Source organism: Bradyrhizobium sp. 179 (assembly GCF_023073535.1).
Classification (GTDB): domain Bacteria; phylum Pseudomonadota; class Alphaproteobacteria; order Rhizobiales; family Xanthobacteraceae; genus Bradyrhizobium.
Genome location: NZ_JADPJR010000144.1, coordinates 107,552 through 128,869, shown reverse-complemented (window position 1 = coordinate 128,869; position 21,318 = coordinate 107,552). Strand labels below are relative to the sequence as shown.

Sequence of the window (21,318 nt, the reverse complement as noted above, 5' to 3'; positions counted from 1 at the left end):
GCGCATGAGCGTCTTTGTCCTCCGACGTCTGTTGACCTTGCTGGCGACGCTGGTCGGCGCATCGCTGATCATCTTCCTGGTGCTCGACGCGCTTCCCGGCAACGCCGCGCAGATGCTGATGGGCGCCGACGCCTCGCCGGACGCAGTCCGCGCGCTCACCGTCAAGCTCGGGCTCGACCAGCCGCTGGCGGTTCGCTACCTGCAATGGATCAAGGGCCTCCTCGTCGGAGATCTCGGCAACTCCTATGTCTACGGCACGCCGGTCGCGAGCCTCATCGCGGAGCGGCTGGTGCTGACCATTCCGCTCGCGATCATGGCCATGACGATCACGGTGACGCTGGCGCTCTCCGCCGGCATCTACACCGCCGCCAACCACAACAAGCTTGGCGACGTCGGCGTGATGTCACTGACGCAGGTGGGCATCGCGCTGCCGAATTTCTGGTTCGCGATCCTCTTGGTCCTGTTGTTCTCGGTGCGGCTGCAATGGCTCTCGGCGGGCGGCTTTGGCGGCTGGGACGATGGCCTCTGGTCGGGCATCAAGTCGCTGCTGCTGCCGGCGATCTCGCTCGCGGTGGTGCAGGCCGCGATTCTCGCGCGGGTCACCCGCTCGGCCGTGCTCGAGGTGCTGCGTGAGGACTTCGTCCGCACGGCCCGTGCGAAGGGCCTCGGCAAGCGCGAGGTGCTGTGGCGCCATGTGCTGCGTAACGCCATGATCCCTGTGATGACCGTGATGGGGCTGCAATTCGCCAATCTGCTCGCCGGCACCATCGTGATCGAGAACGTGTTCTACCTGCCGGGCCTCGGCCGCCTGATCTTCCAGTCGATCGCCAACCGCGACCTCATCGTCGTGCGCAACTGCGTGATGCTGCTCGCGGCCATGGTCGTCATCGTCAATTTCGTGGTCGACGTGCTCTATGCCTTCATCGATCCCCGCATCAAGGTCCACGACCTGTGAGCGACCCCCTGACCATCGACGCGCCGATTGCGACGCGGCCGCTGCCTGCTCGGACGTTCTGGCGCCGCGCGCTGCGGCATCGCAGCTTCGCGCTTGGCGGCGCGCTGAGCCTGCTGGTGCTCGCCTCAGCGCTGTTGTCGCTGGTGTGGACGCCGTGGTCGCCCTATGAGATCGACATCGCCTCGAAACTCCGGCCGCCGTCGGCATCGCACTGGCTCGGCACCGATTCCTTCGGCCGAGACATCGTCTCGCTGCTGCTCGCCGGCGCGCGTTCGACCATCATGGTCGGCATCATCGCGGTGAGCATCGGTCTCAGCTTCGGCGTCTGCCTCGGCTTGATCGCCTCGGCCAGGCGCGGCTGGACCGAAGAGATCATCATGCGCTTTGCGGATTTCAGCTTCGCCTTTCCGGCCGTGCTCTCGGCGATTATGCTCGCGGCCGTGGTGGGACCGGGCATGGTGACCTCGATCGTCGCGATCGGTATCTTCCAGATCCCGACGCTGACGCGGCTGACGCGCGGTTCGGCCAACGCGATCTGGGCGCGCGAATTCGTGCTGGCCGCGCGCGCGGCGGGCAAGGGGCGCTTCCGCATCACGATCGAGCACGTGCTGCCCAACATCCTGTCGATCCTGATCGTGCAGGTCACCATCCAGTTCGCGCTTGCCATTCTCGCCGAAGCCGCACTGTCCTATCTCGGCCTCGGCACTCAGCCGCCGCAGCCGTCATGGGGCCGCATGCTGAACGACGCGCAGACGCTGCTGTTCCAGTCGCCGATGCTCGCGGTCTATCCCGGCGCTGCGATCGCCGTCGCGGTGCTCGGTCTCAATCTGCTTGGTGACGGATTGCGCGACCTGCTCGATCCCAGACTGGCGCGGGAGCGGTAACGATGGCTGATTCCGCAACCATGCCACTGATCGAGGTCGCTGATCTGGGCGTGCGCCTCAACACCAGCCGCGGGCCGGCGCAGGCCGTGCGTGGCGTCAGCTTTGCCCTCAAGCGCGGCGAGACGCTCGGGCTCGTCGGCGAATCCGGCTGCGGCAAGTCGGTCACGGCGTTATCGCTGATGGGGCTGCTGCCGGACAGCGCAGTGGTCGGCGGCAGCATCAAGTTGGATGGCAACGAGCTCGTCGGGCTTTCGGATGCGGATTATTGCCGCCTGCGCGGCAACCGCATCAGCATGATCTTCCAGGAGCCGATGACCGCGCTCAATCCGATGCACACGATCGGCCATCAGGTCGCCGAGCCGCTGCGGCGTCACAAGAAATATTCGGCCTCACAGGCGCGGCGCGAGACCATCGCCTTGCTCGACCGGGTCGGCCTGCCCGATGCTATCAGGCGCGTCGACGCCTATCCGCACCAGTTTTCCGGCGGCCAGCGCCAGCGTGTCACCATTGCGATGGCGCTCGCCTGCGAGCCGGACCTCTTGATCGCGGACGAGCCGACCACCGCGCTCGACGTCACCATCCAAGGCCAGATCCTCGACCTCATCGCTGATCTCGTCGAGGAGCGCGGCATGTCGATGATCCTGATCTCGCACGATCTCGGTGTCATCGCCGAGAACGTGCAGCGCATGATGGTGATGTATGGCGGCACCGTCGTCGAGAGCGGGCCGACCGACGAGGTGTTCCGGCGCATGGGGCATCCCTATACGCAGGGCCTGTTCCGCGCCCGGCCGAAGCTCGGTGCGCGCAAGGGGACGCGGCTGAACACGATCTCGGGCACAGTGCCGGAGCTCGCCGATTTGCCGTCCGGCTGCACCTTCTCCGATCGCTGTCCCCTGGTGATCGATCAGTGTCGTGCCGCGTTGCCGCCGATGGTGGACGTCGGACCTGGCCATGGCGTGCGTTGCATCAGGACCGACGTATCGATGGGCGAACGTGTCGGAGCGCTGACCGCATGACCGCCGCCGGATTGCTTCTCGAGGTGAAGGATCTCGAGCAGCGCTATACGCTGCCGCGCGAAAGCCTGTTTCGCCCGCCGGGGCAGGTGCGCGCGCTGAACGGCGTCAGCGTGCAGGTCGCCGCGGGCAAGAGCCTCGGCGTCGTCGGCGAATCCGGTTCCGGCAAGTCGACCTTCGCGCGGCTGGTGATGGCGCTGGAGCGGCCGACGTCAGGGCAGGTCGCGCTGCTCGGCCGCGATCTCAACCGCATCTCTGCCGATGAACTGCGCCGTGCCAGGCGTGATTTCCAGATGGTGTTCCAGGACCCTTACGGCTCGCTGGATCCGCGCCAAACCATCGCCCGCATCGTCGCCGAGCCCCTCACCGTGCTGGAGGAGGCCGATCGCACCAAATTCCGCGAACGCGTCGCCGCAGTGCTGCGCCAGGTCGGCTTGCGCGACGCCGACATGGACAAATATCCGCACGAATTCTCCGGCGGCCAGCGCCAGCGCATCGCCATTGCGCGTGCGCTGATCACCCAGCCGAAGCTGATCGTCGCCGACGAGCCGGTCTCCGCGCTCGACGTCTCCGTGCAGGCGCAGGTGTTGAACCTGATGCAGGACCTCCAGGAGCAGTTCGGTCTCAGCTACATCCTGATCAGCCACGATCTCGCCGTCGTCGACTATCTCTGCGACGAGGTTGCGGTGATGTATCTCGGCCGGATCGTCGAACAGGGCCGGCCGCAGGACCTGTTCGAGCACTGCGCCCATCCCTATACGCGCGCGCTCTTGGATGCCGTGCCGCGGGCACGCGCCGGCGGCCGTCGGCGGCGGCGCGGGGCCCAGGCGATCGCCTCGCAATCGGCGGCGGCGACCGGATGCCCCTACGGCGCGCGCTGTGCCCTCGCTGACCAGCATTGCCGCGCGATCCTGCCTGAGTTACGCCAAGTAGGCGAGGGGCACCTTGCCGCCTGCCACAAGACGGAGGCGGTGATGGCGTTGCCCCGGCCGACCCTGGAAGGTTAGTCTCCAGGGCAGGATTGGCGTAGGCTTGAAGAACAGAGATGGCCGGGGAGTTACGCATGTTCAGGAAATTATCGATCGTTGCATTCGCCGCCGTGCTTGCCGCAGCGCCGTTGCCGGTGCTGGCGCAGAGCAAGAAGGACAGCGTCGTCATGGCGATGGCGCTGGAGCCGCCGGGCCTCGATCCCACCAACGCCGCCGCCGCCGCGATCGCCGAGGTCACGCTCTACAACATCTATGAGACGCTGACCAAGATCAACGAGGACGGCTCCGTCTCGCCGCTGCTGGCCGAAAACTGGAGCGCCTCGCCCGACCTGAAGACCTATACGTTCAAGCTGCGCAAGGGCGTCAAATTCCACAACGGCGAGCCGTTCGATTCCGCCGCGGTGAAGTTTTCGTTCGAGCGCAACGCCGTGCCGACCAGCACCAATAAAGACAAGAGCCTGTTCCAGAGCTTCGAGTCCGTTGCCGCGCCCGACGCCGACACGGTCGTGATCACGCTGAAGAATTCCGAGCCGAACCTGCCGTTCCTGCTCGGGCAGGCCAGCGGTTCGATCGTCGAGCCGAAGAGCGCTGCCACCAACATCACACAGCCGGTCGGCACCGGGCCTTACCAGTTAGCGGCCTGGGCCAAGGGCTCCTCGATCACCCTGAGCAAGTGGGCCGACTATCGCAACGCCGCCGCGATCAAGCTGTCCAAGGTGACGATCCGCTTCATCTCGGATCCGGCGGCGCAGATCGCCGCGCTGCTCTCGGGCGACGTCGATGCGTTCCCGCGCGTGTCGGCCCAGCGCAGCATCGCCCAGTTCAAGGCCGATCCACGGTTCACGGTGCTGGTCGGCGGCTCCAGGGCCAAGACCATCGTCGCGATCAACCACCGCAAGAAACCGCTGGACGACGTCCGCGTCCGCCGCGCCATCCTCGCCGCGATCGACCGCAAAGCGATGATCGACGGCGCCGTCGACGGTTTCGGCACGCCGATCGGCAGCTTCTACGTGCCGGGCGCGCTCGGCTATGTCGACACCACCGGCATCAATCCCTACGATCCCGACAAGGCCAAGAAGCTGCTCGCCGAGGCCGGCGTCGCCACGCCGCTGGAGCTTTCGCTGAAGCTGCCGCCGCCGTCCTATGCGCGGCAGGGCGGCGAGATCGTCGCGGCCCAGCTCGCCAAGGTCGGCATCGTCGCCAAAATCGAGAACGTCGAATGGGCGCAATGGCTGTCGCAGGTGTTCGCCGGCAATGGTCCGCACAATTTCGACCTCACCATCGTCAGCCATGTCGAGCCGTTCGACCTCGTCAAGATCACCGAGCCGGACTACTATCTCGGCTACAACAACGAAACCTTCAACGCGCTCTACAAGCAGATCGTGTCCACGCCGGATGAGGCGGCTCGTGCAAAACTTCTCGGCGACGCCCAGCGCATGCTGGCCACCGACGCCGTCTCCGCCTACCTGTACCAGCCGCAGCTGATCACCATCACCAACAAGAAACTGAAGGGCGTCTGGAAGGACGTCCCGCAATACGAGAATGATTTCTCGACCTGGTATTGGGAGTAGGGGCCGGCTGAAGTCGAGCCTATCCCTTCCATTTTGACCTCTCCCCATCGGGAAGAGGTCAATCGTTTGCCGTGTCCAAAACAAAAACCTGAAAAACAACCCCATGCACAGTAGGCGTGGATAGTCATTTCAATGGTTTACGCGTTGCGCGGTTCGGTGGTCGGCGCGATGCGCTCGGACGTTGACCCGTCGGGCAAAACACTGGCAATATATCATCATCGCGGCCTCATGGTTCGGGACGCGCCGTCAGGCGAGGCACGCCGTGAAGAAGCCATCCTGCCGCGACGCTGGCATGGTCGCGGCTGCCCCTAGCGCCGAGGCAACGACCCCTCTGAAGCTCGATGATGCGCCACTGAGCAATATCGCTCAGGCGCTGGCCAGTGGGCAGATCACCGCGACGGCGCTGACCAAAGCCTATCTCGCGCGCATCGAGGCCTACGATCGCGGCGGGCCTGCGCTCAACGCCGTGCGCGCGCTCAATCCCGACGCGCTCGCGATCGCGGGCAAGCTGGACACCAGCAGACCGACGGCCAGGCGGCCGCTGGCGGGCGTCCCGATTCTGGTGAAGGACAACATCGCGACCGGAGACAAACAGCCGACGACGGCGGGCGCGCTGGCGCTGGAAGGCGCGCGCGCTCGGGACGATGCAACGATCGTCAAGCTGCTGCGGGACGCGGGCGCAGTGATCCTCGGCAAGGCGAACCTGACCGAGTTCTCCAACATGCTCGCGGTCGACATGCCCGGCGGCTACTCGTCGCTGGGTGGTCAAGTGAAGAATCCTTATGCGCCGGCGCTGATGGGCGAGCATGGCATCCCGATCCTCACTCCCGGAGGCTCGAGCGCGGGTTCGGCGGTGGCGGTGGCGGCAGGCCTGTGCGCAGCTTCTATTGGCACCGAGACCTCGGGCTCGCTGCTGTTCCCCGCCAGCCTGAACGGCCTCGTCACCGTCAAGCCGACCGTCGGGCTGCTCAGCCGTGCCGGCATCGTGCCGATCGCGCACAGCCAGGACACTGCAGGGCCGATGACGCGCACAGTACGCGACGCGGCGATGCTGCTGAACGTGCTGGCGGCCAAGGACCCGCTCGATCCGGCCACGCAAAAGCAGCGGCGGCCGGCCGATTACACTGCGGGGCTCGCGCGGGATGCGATGAACGGTGCGCGCATTGGCGTGCCGAGCGACCCGGCTGACCCGCTGAACGATTGCTTCTACGGCAAGCTGCTGCCCGACAGGGTCAAGGTCATGACCGAGACGATCAAGGTGCTGGAGGATCTTGGCGCCGTCATCGTGCGCGCCAATATGCCGACGCTCGGCTGGATCGGCGGACCGGGCACCACCATGGCCGTGCTCAACCGCAATCCGTTGAGCGAGCAAAAAGGCACTGTCGCAAGGCCGCCGGTCGTCTTCCTCTACGAGTTGAAGCACGACCTCAATCTCTATTTGAACACATGGGCCACAAACACGGACATCAAGAGCATCGCCGACATCGTGGCCTTCAACGAAGCGAACGCGGAGAGGGCGCTGCGTTTTGGCCAAGATCATTTCCTCGCCGCCGACATGACCAGGGGCGATCTCAGCGAGCGCGAGTACAAATCGGCGCGCGCCATGGATCTGCTCTCGGCCAAGACGCGCGGCATGGATGCCTACATGAACGAGCACAAGCTCGATGCGGTGCTGTTCCCAGGCGCCACCGGCGCCGCGATCGCCGCGAGGGCAGGCTATCCCAGCGTCATGGTGCCCGGAGGCTTCATCTCGGGAACGATCGACGGCAAGGACACGCCAGACTATCCGCTCGGCGTCACCTTCGCAGGCCGTGCCTGGAGCGAGCACAAGCTGCTGCGCCTGGCCTACGCCTATGAGCAGGCCTCCAACAAGCGCAAGCCGCCGCCCGGTTTACTGGCGCCTTGGACCTCACCGGCAGGCAAGCGATCAGCCTTGCATTGATGACTTTGATCGCTGCTTTCGATGGTAACGCGGACACCGGGCCCGTCCGCGGGTGCCGCCTTTGTGACCCAACTGAGACATTGGCGCAGAGCTTCTGTCTCGCATCTTGCGTTCAGGAGCCCGGCGGCTCTTCGCTCGCCCCGGCTGCCTCACGTGGATGGTGACACCCTCCAAAATCGTCCGCCTATCGGTGCAGACCGGAAGTGACTAGCGGGCAGCCAGAACAACGCCTTTGACCCGATGCAGACAGGACCGTCTCGCTGCGAGCCTATCCTTCCGGCACACCTGCCAAGCTTAGGCCCTCGTAAATGCGCTCGCGCTGGGCCAGGAAGGTCGGGTTTTCACTGCGCCGCTCGTTGCGAAATCTAGCGACGGTAAAGTTCGGGTCCAGCCGAAGCCCGGCATTCCGGGCCTCCCGCGCCTCCGTAGCGCGACCGCTGAGCGCTGAGGCCGCGGCCAGGAAGAAATGCGGCATGGCGACATTAGGATTTATTTCAACTGATCTACGTAGCCGGTCGAGGGCTGAATCGAGCCGGCCGAGGAAGAGGTCGGCGATCCCAAGCAGGGCAAGCCAGCGATCCAGTCCGGGATCGCGGGGGCTCAGCCGGATTGCGTTCATGAGATCGGCTTCTGCCTCTTCCGCGCGTCCGAGTAGCACCTTCATGAAGCCTGCGTCGGCATGGGCCCAGGCCAGATTGCGATCCAGCGCGATTGCGAACTCAAGCTCGCGCAGCGACCGCTCCGTCGCGCCCGAGACATGCAGGACATTGGCGTGTACGAAATGGGCCAGCGCGTTGCCGGGAGCAAGCGTCAATGCCTGAGTGATCGCGGTATGGGCGATACGTAGCTGTTCCTCGCGATTGGTCGAGGCAAAGGTGCGAAGTTCGTTGCCATGATAGAAGGCGAGACCGACCAACGCCTCGACATTGCGAGGGTCCAACCTGAGCGCCGCGTCGAACAGGTCACACGCCGCGCGGTCGCGGCGCAGCGACAAGGGTTGGTTGAGGATTGCCCAGCCGCGCATCGCCAAGTCTACGGCATCCATGTTGTTCGGCCGTTCACGCTCGGCCCGGCGGCCCTCCGCGGCAACGAGCTGGATGCCCACGGTCCGGGCGAGGCGCGTGGTGATCTCATCTTGCATGTCGAAGATGTCGGCGCGCGGCTTGTCGAAACGTTCGGCCCAAAGGTGCGCGCCGGTTTCCGTGTCGATGAGCTGCGCGTTGACGCGTACGCGGTCGCCGCCGCCCTGCACGCTGCCTTCCATCACGTAGCGCACACCAAGCTCGCGGCCGATTACGCGGACGTCCACTGCCTTGCTTTTGAAGGTGAAGGCGGTGTTGCGAGCTATGACGAAGGCTCCAGGAATGCGCGACAGGTCGGTTGTGAGACTTTCAGTGATACCGTCGACGAAGTAGTCCTGCTCGCTGTTGCCATCGAGGTTGACGAAGGGCAGGACCACGATGGAGAGCCGCGGTGCGATGGCCGTGGGCGGCGCCGTTGCTGCGGCGCGCATGGGTGAAAGCGAGTAGACCTGCACCGGCTCGGCGATGTTCTTCAGTTGCTGCTGGCCGCGATCTTGCGCGGCGACGTCCATTTTGCCACGTACTTGGTGATAGGCCGCACTAGACAGGCAGATACCACCAGGCTCGGCAATCTGCTCCAATCGCGCCGCCACATTGACCCCATCGCCCATGAGGTCGCCATCGTCCTCCACGACCACGTCGCCAAGGTTGATGCCAATGCGGAACTCGATACGCCTATCCGGTGCCAGGCCGGCGTTGCTGTCGACCATAGCCCGTTGCACATCGACCGCCGAGCGAACTGCATCCACCACCGAGGCGAACTCGGCCAGGAAGCCATCTCCAGTGGTCTTGACGATGCGTCCGCGATGGGCCGCGATGACAGGATCGATCAAGTCCTTGCGGATGACTCGGAGGCGATCGAGCGTACCTTCCTCGTCAGTTCCCACCAGCCGACTATAGCCGACTACATCGGCCGCGAGGATCGTGGTCAACCGTCGGTTTGGCCGCTCGATCGCCAAGTTTCCCTCCTGGATCGATCGAGGCCAGTCTACGCATTTAGTTGCAGGTGCCAAGGGATTTGGCATGAGGGAGCGGTCGAGGTGTCTGATCCTGCTCCATAGCCTCGCCGGGCTGGTTCGCTAGCGTCGGCTCATGAAGACGGACCGGAAGCAGCCGGCCAAGCGGCTAAACGGCGCGGATGACCCGAAGCAGACAGGCGGGCCCTTCAGGTGAGTGATTGCCGCGGCCGACGCGATCCTTCCTCCGTCAGCCGTCGCAATTCCGATGATGTCGCCTACGCGCTCTGCAAGCGCTAAATAGAGGGGCCGCGCCGACGCCGACTCCGCTTTCGGGCAAACCCTTATGTCCGGTTGTGACCAGGAAGCGGACGTAAGGTCACCCATCGCTAGGCTGCTGTGGATAGTGGTTGGCGCGTGAGTCGATTCATTTGGAAGAATAACCTTTTTCGTAACTACCAAAGCGTGTGTGACAAAGTGAGGGAGCAACCGGGAAGCCGAACTGTCCAGAGTGGGGCCGGCGACGAAGGAGCTGCGCCGCAAGGGCATTGAACGTTTGGAACCCTCATGCGTTAGCCGCACGGATGAAGGCCGGATGGACCATCCGGCATGACGACGCGGCCACGGAGTTCGGTTCTTGCTTAAGCTTTACAGGTGGCCGTCTGACGACTGGCACGGCATCGGCGCGGAAATGCCCTCGGAGATTATCTGGGCCGATCTCTTGAACGCGAATGACGAGGAAAAGCAGTTCGTCGAACGACTGCTCGGGATCCGCATTCCCTCGGAAGAGTCCCTCAGCGAGATCGAGGCGTCGAGCCGCCTGATCCTCGACCACGGGACGCTCTATCTCAGCTCGCCGGCGCTCCGGCCCAGCGAGAACAACGAGGCCGAGATCACGCCGGTGGGGTTCGTCATTGGCCCGCATGTCTTGGTGACGGTGCGCTTTGCGGAGCTGCCGATCTTCGACGAGGTCGGCGAGCGCATCGGCTCCGACGACAGCCTGGAGAACGGCATGTGCGTGTTCACCAGCCTGCTCGAGGCCATGATCGACCGTGGCGCCGATGTCCTGGAGCATCTCGGCGCGAAGGTGGACCGGCTCTCGCGGGGCGTCTTTAGGGGCGGGCTGGTTCGCACCCAACGGCCGGTGCGCTCCAGCCGTAGGATGCGCGAGGCGCTGGAGAATATCGGCGAGTTGGCCGATCGGCTGGCCAAGGCGCGCGATGTCCTGCTCGGGGTCGGCCGCGTTGCCTCGTTTGCCGGCGATGTCGGCAGTGAATGGATCAAAGCGGCGTCGAAGAAACGTCTCGAGGCGGTCTCGAAGGACGTCGTTTCGCTCAGTGACTACGAGACGCGACTGTCCGACAAGATCCAGTTGCTGCTCGATGCGGTGCTCGGCTTCGTCAACATCCAGCAGAACGAGCTGTTCAAGATCCTGACGATCGTCTCCGTCGTCGGCGTGCCGCCGACCATCCTGGTCGGCATCTGGGGCATGAACTTCAAGCACATACCAGAGCTGGACTGGACCTTCGGCTATCCGTTGGCCTGGCTTGCGGTGATTGCCAGCGGCGTGCTGCCGCTGATCTGGTTCAAGCGGCGCGGCTGGTTCGATTGACGCGGCGGCGCACCGTTGGAAAGCGATGCGCCGCTGCTTTGATCATGCTGCCCTGGCGTCGACATTGCCGATCCAGTCGCGGGCCAGCGTGATGTCGGCTTGCGACAATGGGTGGCCTGCGGGCAGGACCCTGTGGGTGACGCTCGCGCCGGCTTGCGAGAGCAGAGCCGCGAGATGGGCCGAATTGCCAGCCGGCACGATCGGGTCGCCTTGCCCGGACAACAGCAGGATTGGCTTGCCTGCAAGATTGGCTTTTGGCGGATCCGACAACGGCACCATGGCGCGCAACAGGATCGCGCCTGCAAGCACGTCCGGCTCCAGCAGCAACAGCGCGGCAGCGATATTGGCGCCGTTGGAGAAGCCGACCGCGACGGGCGCTGCGAGGCCGTAACGTTGCCGCGCCTCCGTGACGAAGTCGGCGAGTTCGTGTGCGCGCCGGCGCAAATCGTCCTCGTCGAACACGCCCTCGGCAAGGCGGCGGAAGAAGCGCGGCATGCCGTGCTCGAGCACGCGGCCGCGCGGCGAGAGCAGTGCGGCGCCGGGCGATATCATGCGGCCGAGGCCGAGCAGGTCGTTCTCGTCGCCGCCGGTGCCGTGCAGCAGCAGGAGTGGGGCCGAGCCCGCGTTGGTCGCGGGCTCGAAACGATGGATGAATGAACGCTCGGTCATGACACACTCTCTTCAAGGTTGGGCAACACTTCCTCGATCTGCTTGCGGTGCGCTTCGAGGAAGCCAGGCAGCTTCAGGTCGCGGCCCAGGGTCGCGACGGGTTCGTCGACGGCGAAGCCAGGGATGACGGTCGCGATCTCAAACAGCACGCCGCCGGGTTCGCGGAAGTAGATCGAGCGGAAGTAGTTGCGGTCCCTCTGCTCGGTCGGGCGCAGGCCGTGATTGCTCACGAGCTTTTGCGCCATCTGGCCCTGCTCGGCGTCGTCGGCCGCGCGGAAGGCAATGTGATGCACCGAGCCGCCGCCCTGATGTCCCCGCAAGAAGCCCTTGGCTTCGTAGATATCGACGACGCTGCCTTCGGCATCGCCCGCTGCCTTGAAGCGGATCACCGAGCCTTCGCGCGCGGTCTCCTTGAAGCCGAACACGTCGGTGAGGACGGCCGCCGTCTTCACTGCGCTGTCGAGCAGCAGGGTCACGCCGTGGAAGCCGCGGATCGCATGCTCGGCCGGCACGTCGCCATTGCTCCAGCCTGGCTCGTTCTCGGCGCCGGGAATGCCGACTAGCGCGAGCGCCATCCCGTCGGGGTCGCTGAACGGCAGCACGGACTCACCGAAGCGCTTCTCCAAGGCCTCGTGAGCAATGCCCTTCTCGATGAAGCGCTGCGTCCAGTAGGCGAGCGAGCGCTGCGGCACGCGGAAGGCGGTCTGATGGGTTTCGCCGACACCGCGGCGGCCGGCCGAAACGCCGGCCCACGGGAAGAAGGTCAGGATGGTGCCGGGGCGGCCGGTCTCGTCGCCGTAATAAAAGTGATAGGTGGCAGGGTCGTCGAAATTGACCGTCTTCTTGACGAAGCGCAGGCCGAGGTCCCGGGTGTAAAAGCCGAAATTCCTCATGGGATCGCCGGCGATCGCGGTGACATGGTGCAGTCCAGACATTGTCGTCCTCCAAAATTCGGGGAGCGTCTTGCTCTGGTCGCAAATATCGTTCCGCTTTGGATCGGAGACAATCCATGCAAATATGACGGCTATGTCTATGAATTGGAAACAATAGGCCGAGCGATTGGACAAGGTGGCCAGCCTGCGGGCCTTCGTAAAAGTGGTCGAAAGCGGCAGCTTTGCGGAAGCCGGCCGCCAGTTGCGGCTGTCGCGCTCGGCGATCAGCAAATACATCGCCGACCTCGAGGAGAGCCTCGGCGTCCAGCTCCTGAACCGGACCACGCGGCACGCGAGCCCGACCGAGAACGGCCAGCGCTATTTCGAGCGTGCGGTGGTGATCCTCTCGGAGATCGAGGCTGCCGACCAGGCGGTGACGCAGGCCCAGTCGGCGCCACGGGGCCTGTTGCGCGTCAACGCACCGATGTCGTTCGGCACGATGCGGCTGGGGCCGGTGCTCGCCGATTTCATGGCGCGCTATCCCGAGTTGCAGCTCCAGATCGTGCTCAGCGACGATTTGCTCGATCCGGTCCAGGACGGATTTGACGTGACGTTGCGGATCGCGGAGCTGGAATCCTCCAGCCTGATCGCGCGCAAGATCATGCCGGTGGCGCGCATGATCTGCGCTTCGCCGGATTATCTGGCGTGTCACGGCACGCCTATACATCCGCAGGATCTGCGCGAGCACGCCGCGCTAACCTACGGCTTCCTGCTCACCGGCAATCAGTGGAAGCTGACCGGCACTGATGGCGATCACTGGATCCAGCCGGCCTGGTCGCTCTGCGTCAACAACGCCGAGGTGCTGCGCGACGTCGCGATCAACGGCAGGGGGCTGGCGCTGCTGCCCGAGTTCATCGCCGCGGATGCGTTGAAGAAGGGCGAGCTGCGGACGGTGCTGGACAACTATTTCGCGCCGCCGCTCGCGCTCTACGCGGTCTATCCGCCGACGCGGCACTTGTCGGTCAAGGTGCGTCTGTTCATCGACTTCCTGGTCGAGCGTTTTGGCCGCGAGGAGGACGAAGCCGGCGGGCGCAGACGTGCGGAGGCTAGGGATACTATTATACCGTGACGAAAACTGAACTTTCTTCCGATCGCTCAGGACTCATACTTGCGTCCCGACTTCGCGCTTAGGACCAGAGAGCTTCAGCCGCTGCCGGGGCGTCGCCGAGGGCTCTCTTTCGTGCCGCTGCAAAAAGCGGCGGCGTGATGTGTAGCTCGCCGACACTTCTCGACTTGATTCCAACAAGCGCAGGAGGAGCCTATGCGGAAGTCTCTCAGCTTTTTCCTTTCTGGCGTAGCATTGATCGTCGCGGCGTCAACCGCTGTAGCGGGCGAGCGGGTGCTTGAGTTCAAGCTGGTCACGAAGCCCATTGATCTCAAGGTCATCGAGGCCGCAAACGTCGAAGGACAGACGGTTGTGTCAGGTAAATTCTTTGGGGTCGCCGTTTTCAACGACGGCCGTATCGGAGTGAAAGAGTTCGTCAATACTTCGGACTTGCTCAAAGGGTCGGGCCCCTTCTTCGGCTACAGCACTTACACGTTCGAGGAAGGCTCGATTACGGCGCGCTACACCGGTTCGGCCAAAGACGGCAAGTCAACGGGCGAATACACGATCCTATCGGGCACAGGTGCTTATGCGAACGCCACGGGTACGGGCACAATCGAAAGCGCGCCGAACCCATTCAAGGGCGTCAACCTGCTAAACATAAAGCTCGTCGTTAAAACGTCCGGCTCATGACAGCGCAATGATCACAGGTCCCACACCAAGGAAGTTGATCCCTTGTGTGGCGTGTTGGCCGGCCGGCGGCACATTGCCGGCCGGGCGACCTGCTGAAGAACCGGGCGGGCGCGGTCGCTCCACTGGTTTTGATCGTAGGCCTGCAGAATGCGGACAAAATCGGCCATGCTGGATTGATCTCGGTTTTCGGCCATAGCCTCAACCTGAGTATCGGATGCGGGCTGGCTCGCTTGCCAAAACCGCACGAGGACATCGGCGATGTTTCTCATGGCGTACTCTCTGCAGCCAACTGTGACAGTAGACACCAAGTACTGGAGCGGCATTGCGCCGTTCGCTAGGAGAAAAGCCGGCGGACGCTACACCGCCGGACTTGTCCCGCAACTGCCGGCTCGCGGGGCCGGTTCCGTTGCTTTTCACTTCGCGTTCATAGCTAGCACTGAGCACTTGGTTGTCGCTATTGTGCGCGGGTATGGCGAGACCATACTGAGGTAGGGTCGGATTGATGAATCGGGATAAGTTCGATTCGCTCTGCCGCGAATTTGATACGCCGCGAAGAGTCGCGATTTCCGGCCTTCACCTTCAGGCATCGAGAGCGTTTCGATACGCTGGTCTCTACTAGCGCCTCAGCGTAAACTCGTCCGCACTGCGCCGGTGCTCCCATTTCGCCTGCTCCAGTTCGGGCTGGTCGCATTGGACTTCCGGATAGCCGATGCAGAGATAGGCGATGAACTTCCATGATTCCGGCACGTCAAGAATGGCGTGAACGCGCGCAGGATTCAGGATCGAGATCCAGCCGAGCCCGATGCCTTCGGCGCGCGCGGCGAGCCACATCGCGGTGATCGCCGCGACGACCGAATATTCCGTCGTCTCCGGCATGGTGGCACGGCCGAGGCCGTGACCGATGTCGCTGGCCTTGTCGGCAAACACGGCGAGGTGGCCAGGAGCCTGTTCGAGACCCGCCAGCTTCAGCGTGGCATAGCGGGTCGCGCGCTCGCCGGTATAGGCGTTCAACGCATCGGCATTGCACGATTGGAAGTCGTCGATCACGGCCTGGCGCCGTGCGGCGTCGTCGACCGTGACGAAGCGCCAGGGCTGGCTGAGACCGACCGATGGCGAGAGACAGGCGGTCTCGATCAGGCGCTCCACCGCGCCGCGTGGTAACGGATCGCTGCGAAAACGCCGGACGTCCCGGCGCCATACGAACAGCTCGCGTAATTGTCGGCGGAAGGCGTCGTCGAACTCGACCATGGGTCAGCGTCCGATCTGGAAGGCCGCGGCAACCAGCAGGATCATGATCTCGCCTGTCTGCTCGAACGCGCCGAGGATATCGCCGGTTTGCCCGCCGATTTGGCGGATGGCGAGCCGCGCCAGCATGAACCCGGCGAGCGACAGCAGGATCAGGGCGACCAGCGCCTTGCCCGGCCCGAGCGCGAGGGCGAGAGCGAGTGTCCCAAGTGCGAAGGCGATGGCGACACTGCGGCCCGGCGGCGGCCCCGCGCTCGCCGAAAGCCCATCCGGTCGCGCCAGCGGGACAAGCGACATGAAGGCCGGCACGCCTGCGCGGGCTGCGATGTGCGCCGCGCACAGCGCCAACGTGACCGTCCATGGATTGGCGATCGCCGCGAGCGCACTCCAGCGCAGGCCGAACGACAGGATCAGCGCGCAGACGCCATAGGTCCCAATCCGGCTGTCGCGCATGATCTCGAGCTTGCGCTCGCGCGTTCGGCCGCCGCCGAGGCCATCGGCGGTATCGGCAAGCCCATCCTCGTGTAGCGCGCCGGTGATGAGGGCGGTGGCGGCCAGCGCCAGCAGGGCGGCAAGGTTCGGCGTCAGTCCGAACCGGCTGCACATCTTATAGACCAGCGCGCCGGCAAGTCCGACCAGCAGTCCCGCGACGGGCAGCGCCCAGGTTGCACGCGCGATGGCGCCGTCGCCTGCAGGCTTCGACGATGCCGCCGGCAGGATCGTGACGAACGATGCCGCCATCCTGAGATCGGCGATGACGTCTCGCAGAAATTCGGCGCGCGGCATCATTTCAGTTTCATCGGCAGGCCGGCGACGACGAACTCGACCTCGTCGGCAGCCACCGCGATAGTCTGATTCATGAGGCCGGCGGCGTCGCGAAAGCTGCGTGCCAGGGCGTTGTCAGGAACGATGCCGAGACCGACCTCGTTGGTGACGAGAACAACCGGGCTTTTCAGCTTGGGCAGGGTGCCGGCAAGCTCTTTTACCTCGCTCTCCCAATCGCGCTCCGCATGCATCAGATTCGAGAGCCACAGCGTCAGGCAATCCACCAGCCTTGCGCCGCCGCCATCGCTTGCGACCAGCACCGGCACGAGATCAAGCGGCACCTCGCGCTCGATCCAGTCAGTTCCGCGCCGCGCACGATGCGTGGCGATGCGCGTCTCCATTTCGGCATCGAGCGCCTCGGCCGTCGCGACATAGACGGGCTGCCCGGGAAAGGCCCTCGCGCGCGCTTCCGCACGCGTGCTCTTGCCCGATCGCGCTCCGCCCGTGATCAAGATGACGGCCATGAAGGTCTCCTATCAGCCCTGACTAATCACCAAACACGGCCAAAGACAAAGCCGAAATCGGGCCTGTAGGGGCTTGCGCTCTGCCTTCGCTTTGCGCAACAGGGGCGGAACAGGAGGCGCGTGTGGGCTTTGCGGGGGCGATGGTGGTGGCGATGGCGGCGGATGCCCTGCTGGGCTGGCCGTCGTGGCTGTTCGCGCGGATCGGCCATCCCGTGACCTGGCTGGGCCGCCTGATTGCGACTGTCGACACCGCCTGGAATCGCGCGTCTGACCCGCCGGCGTTTCGCCGCGCCGCCGGCGTTGCCGGAGCGCTCGCGGTGATCGCGGTCTCAATCGCGCTCGGCTGGGTGCTTCAGTCCGTGCTTCCCTGGGGCTGGATTCAGATCGCGCTGGTCGGCGTCCTGGCCTGGCCCCTGGTCGCGCTGCGCTCGCTGCATGACCATGTCGCGGCTGTCGCGACGCCCTTGCAGGCTCGCGACATCGCCGGCGCGCGCGACGCGGTCTCGCGCATCGTCGGCCGCGATCCCGCGGCGCTCGATGAGCCCGGCATCGCACGCGCGGCAATCGAGAGCCTTGCCGAGAACGCCTCCGACGGCATCGTGGCGCCGGTGTTCTGGGGCGCGGTGTTCGGCCTCCCCGGCATTCTCGGCTACAAGGCGATCAACACACTCGACTCCATGATCGGCCATCGCAGCGAGCGGCACGAAGCGTTCGGCTGGGCCGCAGCGCGCATCGACGATGTCGCCAATTTCGTTCCGGCGCGCGTGACTGGCTTCCTCTTCGTGCTGCTGGCGCAGCGGCGATTAGAGGCGCTGTCGTGCATGAGGCGCGATGCGCGCCGCCACCGCTCGCCCAACGCCGGCTGGCCGGAAGCGGCCATGGCTGGCGCGCTCGGTGTGCGGCTGAGCGGCCCCCGCATCTATCACGGCAGCGTCACGAACGAGCCCTGGCTCAACGAGGGCGCGCGCGATCCGCTCGCTGCGGACATCAATCATGGATTGGCGGTCTATCGCAGGTCCATGCTGCTTCTCGCCGCGGTGCTTGCGATCCTGGCCTTCGCGTGAAAGAACGGGGGATGCGCGAGCACGGTGGAAATCTCGATTTGGCCCAGCAGCGTTTTGGCGGACGCGCAGAGGATTGGATCGACCTCTCGACAGGGATCAACCGGCTGCCTTATCCCGTAGGCGAGGTAAGCACGCGCGCCTGGGGCGCGTTGCCGTCGCGCGCCGAAATCGATGCCTTGCATCAGGCCGCGCAGTACGCCTACCGCACGAGCGCACCTGTTGTCGCGATGGGCGGTGCGCAGGCCGCCATTCAATTGTTGCCGCAGCTCGCGGCGCCTGGCCGCGCGCGCATTCTCGCGCCGACCTACAACGAATATGCCGGGGTCCTGTCGGCCGCGGGCTGGGATGTCCAGGAGGCCGGCGAATTTGACGCGATGGCCGGCGCAGACCTCGCGATCGTCGTCAATCCCAACAATCCCGATGGCCGGCGCCATATGCCGAAGGATCTGCTCGCATTGCTGCCGCGCGTCGGCCGTCTCGTGATCGACGAGAGCTTTGCCGACGCCGTTCCGCAGCTGTCGCTTGCTTCGGAAGCCGATCGGCCAGGGCTGTTGATCCTGCGCTCGTTCGGTAAGTTTTATGGCCTTGCCGGCCTTCGGCTTGGCTTTGCAATTGGCAATGCGGCGGACATCGGCAAGCTTGCGTCGATGTCGGGTCCATGGCCGGTCTCGGGAGCGGCGATCGCAATCGGCTGTCGCGCCTTGCGCGACGATCCCTGGGCTGAGGCTACCTCAGCGCGGCTCGCACGCGATTGTGTTCGGCTCGACGCCATGGCGCAGTCGCAAGGCTGGACGCTTATCGGGGGCACGCCGCTGTTTCGTCTTTACCAGACACCTAACGCGCTGGCCGCGCAGGAAAAGCTCGCGCGCGCCCAGATCTGGTCGCGCGTTTTCGCGCGAGAGCCGGCATGGCTGCGCCTCGGGCTTCCCGGCAGCGAATCCGAATGGACGCGCCTTGCCGAGGTGCTAGCGCGCTAACGCGAGCAGGCCTTCGAGGTCGAGGTGCCTTTCGATGTGATCGGCGAGGGCATCGAGCGCGCTCTCGATCCTGGCATGATAGGGCTCGTTACCCGCGGGAATATCGAGCTTTGCCAGATATGCCTTGCGGAAATCATCCGACGTGAACAGGCCGTGCAGATAGCTGCCCTGGACGCGGCCATCGCGCGAGATCGCGCCTTCCGGCTCGCCGTTCAGTTTCGCAAATGGCCGCGCGCGATCGGGCCCGTCGGTGTGGCCGATGTGGATCTCGTAGGCCTCGATCGGCCGATCTGTGGCGGCATGCACGGCCGCGACCCGCGTCAGCGTCTTCTCCGCGCTCATTTCCGTTGTCACGTCGAGCAGCCCGAGACCCGGCGTGTCGCCCGTAGGTCCCTCGATGCCATCAGGGTCGGCAACGCTGTGTCCGAGCATCTGATAGCCGCCGCAGAGCCCGAGCACATGGCCGCCCCGGCGGTGATGCGCCACGACATCAATGTCCCAGCCCTGTGCGCGCAGGAAGGCGAGATCGCCGCGGGTGGATTTGGAGCCGGGGATGATGACCAGCCTGACATCGCCGGGGATTGCTTCGCCCGGACGCACCATGACGAGATCGACGCCGGGTTCGAGCTTGAGCGGGTCGAGATCGTCGAAATTGGCGATCCGCGACAGGGCGAGGCAGGCGATCTTGCATTGGCCCGGCTTGCGCGCGTCACGCAGGCCCAGCGCGTCCTCGGCCGGCAGCTCGCTGGCGCGCGCGAACCAGGGCAGCACGCCAAAGCCGCGCCATGCGGTTTTCGCTTCGATCAGCCGGTAGCCGTCGTCGAACAGCGTGGGATCGCCGCGGAACTTGTTGATGACGAAGCCCCGGATCATCGCGGCATCGTCGGGGTCGATCACCGTCTTGATGCCGACGAGCTGGGCGATGACGCCGCCGCGGTCGATGTCGCCGACCAGCACGACCGGTACGTCGGCTTTGCGCGCAAAGCCCATGTTGGCAATGTCGGCCTTGCGCAGGTTGACCTCGGCCGGGCTGCCCGCGCCTTCGACCAGCACAAGATCGGCGCGCGTCTTCAAGCGCGCGAAACTCTCCAGCACGGCGCCCATCAGCGAGGGCTTCATCGCCGCATAATCACGCGCACGCGCGGTTGCGATGCGCTTGCCATGGACGATGACCTGCGCGCCGACATCGGTCTCCGGCTTGAGCAGCACCGGGTTCATGTCGGTGTGCGGTTCGACGCGAGCGGCGAGCGCCTGAAGCGCCTGGGCGCGGCCGATCTCGCCGCCGTCGATGGTGACGGCGGCATTGTTCGACATGTTCTGCGGCTTAAAAGGGAGCACGCGCAGGCCGCGCCGCGTGAAAGCGCGCGCAAGGCCGGCGACGATGAGCGACTTGCCCACGTCCGAGCCGGCTCCCTGGATCATCAGCGCGCGCGCCATGGCGAGATCGTATCAGAACTCGACGCCGGCTTGCGCCTTGATGCCGGACCGGAAGGGATGCTTGACCAGCGTCATCTCGGTAACGAGATCGGCGATCTCGATCAGTTCGTCCTTGGCGTTGCGCCCGGTGAGCACGACATGCGTCATCGGCGGCTTTTGCGTCGTCAGGAATTCGACCACCTCGGCGACGTCGAGATAATCATAGCGTAGCGCGATGTTGATCTCGTCAAGCACGACCATGCGCAACGCAGGGTCGCGAATCAGCTCCTTCGCCTTGTCCCAGCCGGCGCGCGCGGCGGCGATGTCGCGGGCGCGGTCCTGCGTCTCCCAGGTGAAACCTTCGCCCATGGCGTGGAATTGGCAGAGGTCGCCGAAATGGCCAGTGAGAAGGCGGCGCTCGCCGGTGTCCCAGGCGCCTTTGATGAACTGCACCACCGCGCAGGGCAAGCCATGGGCGACGCAGCGGACGATCATGCCGAAGGCCGAGGACGACTTGCCTTTGCCGGCGCCGGTGTGGACGATAACGAGGCCTTTTTCGCCGCTCTTGGTCGCCATGATCTTGTCGCGGGCGGCCTTCTTCTTCGCCATTTTGGCGGCGTGGCGGGCGTCGGTTTCCTCGCCCGTTTGGATATCCGGTTCAGGCGTCATCGTACCCGGTCCTTCGGCTTGACAAGTGGCGGCCACCGGCAAATGGTGGGCCTGCGCTGGTTCCTGTCCTATGACAGGCGAAGAGGGAATGCGATAGGGTCCGAATCGGCAAGATTTGGGTCCAAAATGCAGCCGCCCCCGCGACCGTGACCGGAGAGATGCCCGAAGCCACTGACCCCTAGCAGGATCGGGAAGGCGGGGATCGAAGGGCAAAAGCCCTGCTCCGCAAGCCGGGAGACCTGCCAGCGCGGACGATTTTGGACCGGCGGACGGGGTGTTCCGCGACGGGGAAACGGGCCTCTCACAATGGTTCGT

General features: G+C 64.9%; 20 protein-coding genes and 1 riboswitch. Of the genes, 11 read left to right on the top strand and 9 right to left on the bottom strand.

Annotated elements, in window-relative coordinates; all coding sequences use genetic code 11:
• Nucleotides 1-4 precede the first annotated feature (4 nt).
• From IVB12_RS33560 to IVB12_RS33535, 6 genes are all read left to right on the top strand, one after another.
• A complete protein-coding gene (locus IVB12_RS33560) occupies nucleotides 5-955 on the top strand; it encodes an ABC transporter permease (protein WP_247278213.1) in 951 nt (316 codons plus the stop codon).
• The gene (locus tag IVB12_RS33555) at nucleotides 952-1,839 is read left to right on the top strand and encodes an ABC transporter permease (RefSeq protein WP_247306151.1); all 888 of its coding nucleotides are present in this window, start codon (nucleotides 952-954) and stop codon (nucleotides 1,837-1,839) included. Before IVB12_RS33560 ends, IVB12_RS33555 begins: the two co-directional genes overlap by 4 nt.
• A 2-nt stretch (nucleotides 1,840-1,841) precedes the next feature.
• Nucleotides 1,842-2,855, top strand: coding sequence for an ABC transporter ATP-binding protein (locus IVB12_RS33550; protein WP_247306148.1), 1,014 nt, complete (start codon nucleotides 1,842-1,844; stop codon nucleotides 2,853-2,855).
• Nucleotides 2,852-3,859 carry an oligopeptide/dipeptide ABC transporter ATP-binding protein gene (locus tag IVB12_RS33545; RefSeq protein ID WP_247306144.1) on the top strand — a complete coding sequence of 336 codons (1,008 nt, stop codon included), beginning with the start codon at nucleotides 2,852-2,854 and terminating at the stop codon, nucleotides 3,857-3,859. The genes IVB12_RS33550 and IVB12_RS33545 overlap by 4 nt, the downstream gene beginning before the upstream one ends.
• A gap of 56 nt (nucleotides 3,860-3,915) precedes the next feature.
• Nucleotides 3,916-5,412, top strand: coding sequence for an ABC transporter substrate-binding protein (locus IVB12_RS33540; protein ID WP_247306141.1), 1,497 nt, complete (start codon nucleotides 3,916-3,918; stop codon nucleotides 5,410-5,412).
• Between the two features lie 292 nt (nucleotides 5,413-5,704).
• Nucleotides 5,705-7,354 carry an amidase family protein gene (locus tag IVB12_RS33535; protein WP_249817427.1) on the top strand — a complete coding sequence of 550 codons (1,650 nt, stop codon included), beginning with the start codon at nucleotides 5,705-5,707 and terminating at the stop codon, nucleotides 7,352-7,354.
• A 268-nt stretch (nucleotides 7,355-7,622) separates the two neighbouring features.
• On the opposite strand, the gene IVB12_RS33530 is transcribed toward IVB12_RS33535, so the two are convergent.
• Complete coding sequence (locus IVB12_RS33530) at nucleotides 7,623-9,395, bottom strand: adenylate/guanylate cyclase domain-containing protein (RefSeq protein WP_247306137.1); 1,773 nt, start codon at nucleotides 9,393-9,395, stop codon at nucleotides 7,623-7,625.
• A 634-nt stretch (nucleotides 9,396-10,029) separates the two neighbouring features.
• On the opposite strand from IVB12_RS33530, the gene IVB12_RS33525 reads away from it, so the two are divergent.
• Complete coding sequence (locus IVB12_RS33525; protein ID WP_247306136.1) at nucleotides 10,030-11,004, top strand: magnesium transporter CorA family protein; 975 nt, start codon at nucleotides 10,030-10,032, stop codon at nucleotides 11,002-11,004.
• Nucleotides 11,005-11,046: 42 nt separating this feature from the next.
• Here the strand turns inward: IVB12_RS33525 and IVB12_RS33520 are convergent, their stop codons facing one another.
• Nucleotides 11,047-11,673, bottom strand: coding sequence for an alpha/beta hydrolase (locus IVB12_RS33520; RefSeq protein WP_247306134.1), 627 nt, complete (start codon nucleotides 11,671-11,673; stop codon nucleotides 11,047-11,049).
• A complete protein-coding gene (locus tag IVB12_RS33515) occupies nucleotides 11,670-12,608 on the bottom strand; it encodes a ring-cleaving dioxygenase (RefSeq protein WP_247306132.1) in 939 nt (312 codons plus the stop codon). The genes IVB12_RS33520 and IVB12_RS33515 overlap by 4 nt, the downstream gene beginning before the upstream one ends.
• Before the next feature lie 124 nt (nucleotides 12,609-12,732).
• On the opposite strand from IVB12_RS33515, the gene IVB12_RS33510 reads away from it, so the two are divergent.
• Both IVB12_RS33510 and IVB12_RS33505 read left to right on the top strand, forming a co-directional pair.
• Nucleotides 12,733-13,674, top strand: a complete 942-nt coding sequence (locus tag IVB12_RS33510) for a LysR family transcriptional regulator (protein ID WP_247306130.1) — start codon at nucleotides 12,733-12,735, stop codon at nucleotides 13,672-13,674.
• A gap of 192 nt (nucleotides 13,675-13,866) precedes the next feature.
• Nucleotides 13,867-14,343 carry a hypothetical protein gene (locus IVB12_RS33505; protein WP_247278202.1) on the top strand — a complete coding sequence of 159 codons (477 nt, stop codon included), beginning with the start codon at nucleotides 13,867-13,869 and terminating at the stop codon, nucleotides 14,341-14,343.
• Nucleotides 14,344-14,354: 11 nt separating this feature from the next.
• Here the strand turns inward: IVB12_RS33505 and IVB12_RS33500 are convergent, their stop codons facing one another.
• From IVB12_RS33500 to cobU, 4 genes are all read right to left on the bottom strand, one after another.
• Nucleotides 14,355-14,612: a hypothetical protein gene (locus tag IVB12_RS33500; RefSeq protein WP_247306127.1), complete on the bottom strand. Its 258-nt coding sequence runs from the start codon at nucleotides 14,610-14,612 to the stop codon at nucleotides 14,355-14,357.
• Between the two features lie 346 nt (nucleotides 14,613-14,958).
• The gene (bluB, locus tag IVB12_RS33495; protein WP_247306125.1) at nucleotides 14,959-15,591 is read right to left on the bottom strand and encodes a 5,6-dimethylbenzimidazole synthase; all 633 of its coding nucleotides are present in this window, start codon (nucleotides 15,589-15,591) and stop codon (nucleotides 14,959-14,961) included.
• Nucleotides 15,592-15,594: 3 nt separating this feature from the next.
• Nucleotides 15,595-16,377 (bottom strand): adenosylcobinamide-GDP ribazoletransferase, encoded by a 783-nt coding sequence (gene cobS / locus IVB12_RS33490; RefSeq protein ID WP_247306122.1) that lies wholly within the window; start codon nucleotides 16,375-16,377, stop codon nucleotides 15,595-15,597.
• Nucleotides 16,374-16,877, bottom strand: coding sequence for a bifunctional adenosylcobinamide kinase/adenosylcobinamide-phosphate guanylyltransferase (cobU, locus tag IVB12_RS33485; protein ID WP_247306119.1), 504 nt, complete (start codon nucleotides 16,875-16,877; stop codon nucleotides 16,374-16,376). Before cobU ends, cobS begins: the two co-directional genes overlap by 4 nt.
• Nucleotides 16,878-16,999: 122 nt before the next feature.
• On the opposite strand from cobU, the gene cbiB reads away from it, so the two are divergent.
• A complete protein-coding gene (cbiB, locus tag IVB12_RS33480; protein ID WP_247306116.1) occupies nucleotides 17,000-17,941 on the top strand; it encodes an adenosylcobinamide-phosphate synthase CbiB in 942 nt (313 codons plus the stop codon).
• 11 nt (nucleotides 17,942-17,952) lie between these two features.
• Nucleotides 17,953-18,918 carry a threonine-phosphate decarboxylase CobD gene (cobD, locus tag IVB12_RS33475; protein ID WP_247306113.1) on the top strand — a complete coding sequence of 322 codons (966 nt, stop codon included), beginning with the start codon at nucleotides 17,953-17,955 and terminating at the stop codon, nucleotides 18,916-18,918.
• Here the strand turns inward: cobD and IVB12_RS33470 are convergent.
• Together IVB12_RS33470 and cobO are read right to left on the bottom strand one after the other, a co-directional pair.
• On the bottom strand, nucleotides 18,907-20,355 hold the full coding sequence (locus tag IVB12_RS33470; protein ID WP_247306111.1) for a cobyric acid synthase: 1,449 nt from the start codon (nucleotides 20,353-20,355) through the stop codon (nucleotides 18,907-18,909). The two genes, cobD and IVB12_RS33470, sit on opposite strands and share 12 nt — an antisense overlap.
• A gap of 12 nt (nucleotides 20,356-20,367) precedes the next feature.
• Nucleotides 20,368-21,003, bottom strand: coding sequence for a cob(I)yrinic acid a,c-diamide adenosyltransferase (cobO, locus tag IVB12_RS33465; RefSeq protein WP_247306109.1), 636 nt, complete (start codon nucleotides 21,001-21,003; stop codon nucleotides 20,368-20,370).
• Between the two features lie 40 nt (nucleotides 21,004-21,043).
• A riboswitch (cobalamin riboswitch) is annotated at nucleotides 21,044-21,265 on the top strand.
• Nucleotides 21,266-21,318: the final 53 nt, after the last annotated feature.

Excerpts from the sequence above, each read along its gene's own strand:
- IVB12_RS33560 (WP_247278213.1), top strand. The coding sequence starts at position 5 with ATGAGCGTCTTTGTCCTCCGACGTCTGTTGACCTTGCTGGCGACGCTG.
- IVB12_RS33550 (WP_247306148.1), top strand. The coding sequence starts at position 1,842 with ATGGCTGATTCCGCAACCATGCCACTGATCGAGGTCGCTGATCTGGGC.
- IVB12_RS33545 (WP_247306144.1), top strand. The coding sequence starts at position 2,852 with ATGACCGCCGCCGGATTGCTTCTCGAGGTGAAGGATCTCGAGCAGCGC.
- IVB12_RS33540 (WP_247306141.1), top strand. The coding sequence starts at position 3,916 with ATGTTCAGGAAATTATCGATCGTTGCATTCGCCGCCGTGCTTGCCGCA.
- IVB12_RS33535 (WP_249817427.1), top strand. The coding sequence starts at position 5,705 with ATGGTCGCGGCTGCCCCTAGCGCCGAGGCAACGACCCCTCTGAAGCTC.
- IVB12_RS33520 (WP_247306134.1), bottom strand. The coding sequence starts at position 11,673 with ATGACCGAGCGTTCATTCATCCATCGTTTCGAGCCCGCGACCAACGCG.
- IVB12_RS33515 (WP_247306132.1), bottom strand. The coding sequence starts at position 12,608 with ATGTCTGGACTGCACCATGTCACCGCGATCGCCGGCGATCCCATGAGG.
- IVB12_RS33505 (WP_247278202.1), top strand. The coding sequence starts at position 13,867 with ATGCGGAAGTCTCTCAGCTTTTTCCTTTCTGGCGTAGCATTGATCGTC.
- IVB12_RS33500 (WP_247306127.1), bottom strand. The coding sequence starts at position 14,612 with ATGAGAAACATCGCCGATGTCCTCGTGCGGTTTTGGCAAGCGAGCCAG.
- bluB (WP_247306125.1), bottom strand. The coding sequence starts at position 15,591 with ATGGTCGAGTTCGACGACGCCTTCCGCCGACAATTACGCGAGCTGTTC.
- cobS (WP_247306122.1), bottom strand. The coding sequence starts at position 16,377 with ATGATGCCGCGCGCCGAATTTCTGCGAGACGTCATCGCCGATCTCAGG.
- cobU (WP_247306119.1), bottom strand. The coding sequence starts at position 16,877 with ATGGCCGTCATCTTGATCACGGGCGGAGCGCGATCGGGCAAGAGCACG.
- cobD (WP_247306113.1), top strand. The coding sequence starts at position 17,953 with ATGCGCGAGCACGGTGGAAATCTCGATTTGGCCCAGCAGCGTTTTGGC.
- IVB12_RS33470 (WP_247306111.1), bottom strand. The coding sequence starts at position 20,355 with ATGGCGCGCGCGCTGATGATCCAGGGAGCCGGCTCGGACGTGGGCAAG.
- cobO (WP_247306109.1), bottom strand. The coding sequence starts at position 21,003 with ATGACGCCTGAACCGGATATCCAAACGGGCGAGGAAACCGACGCCCGC.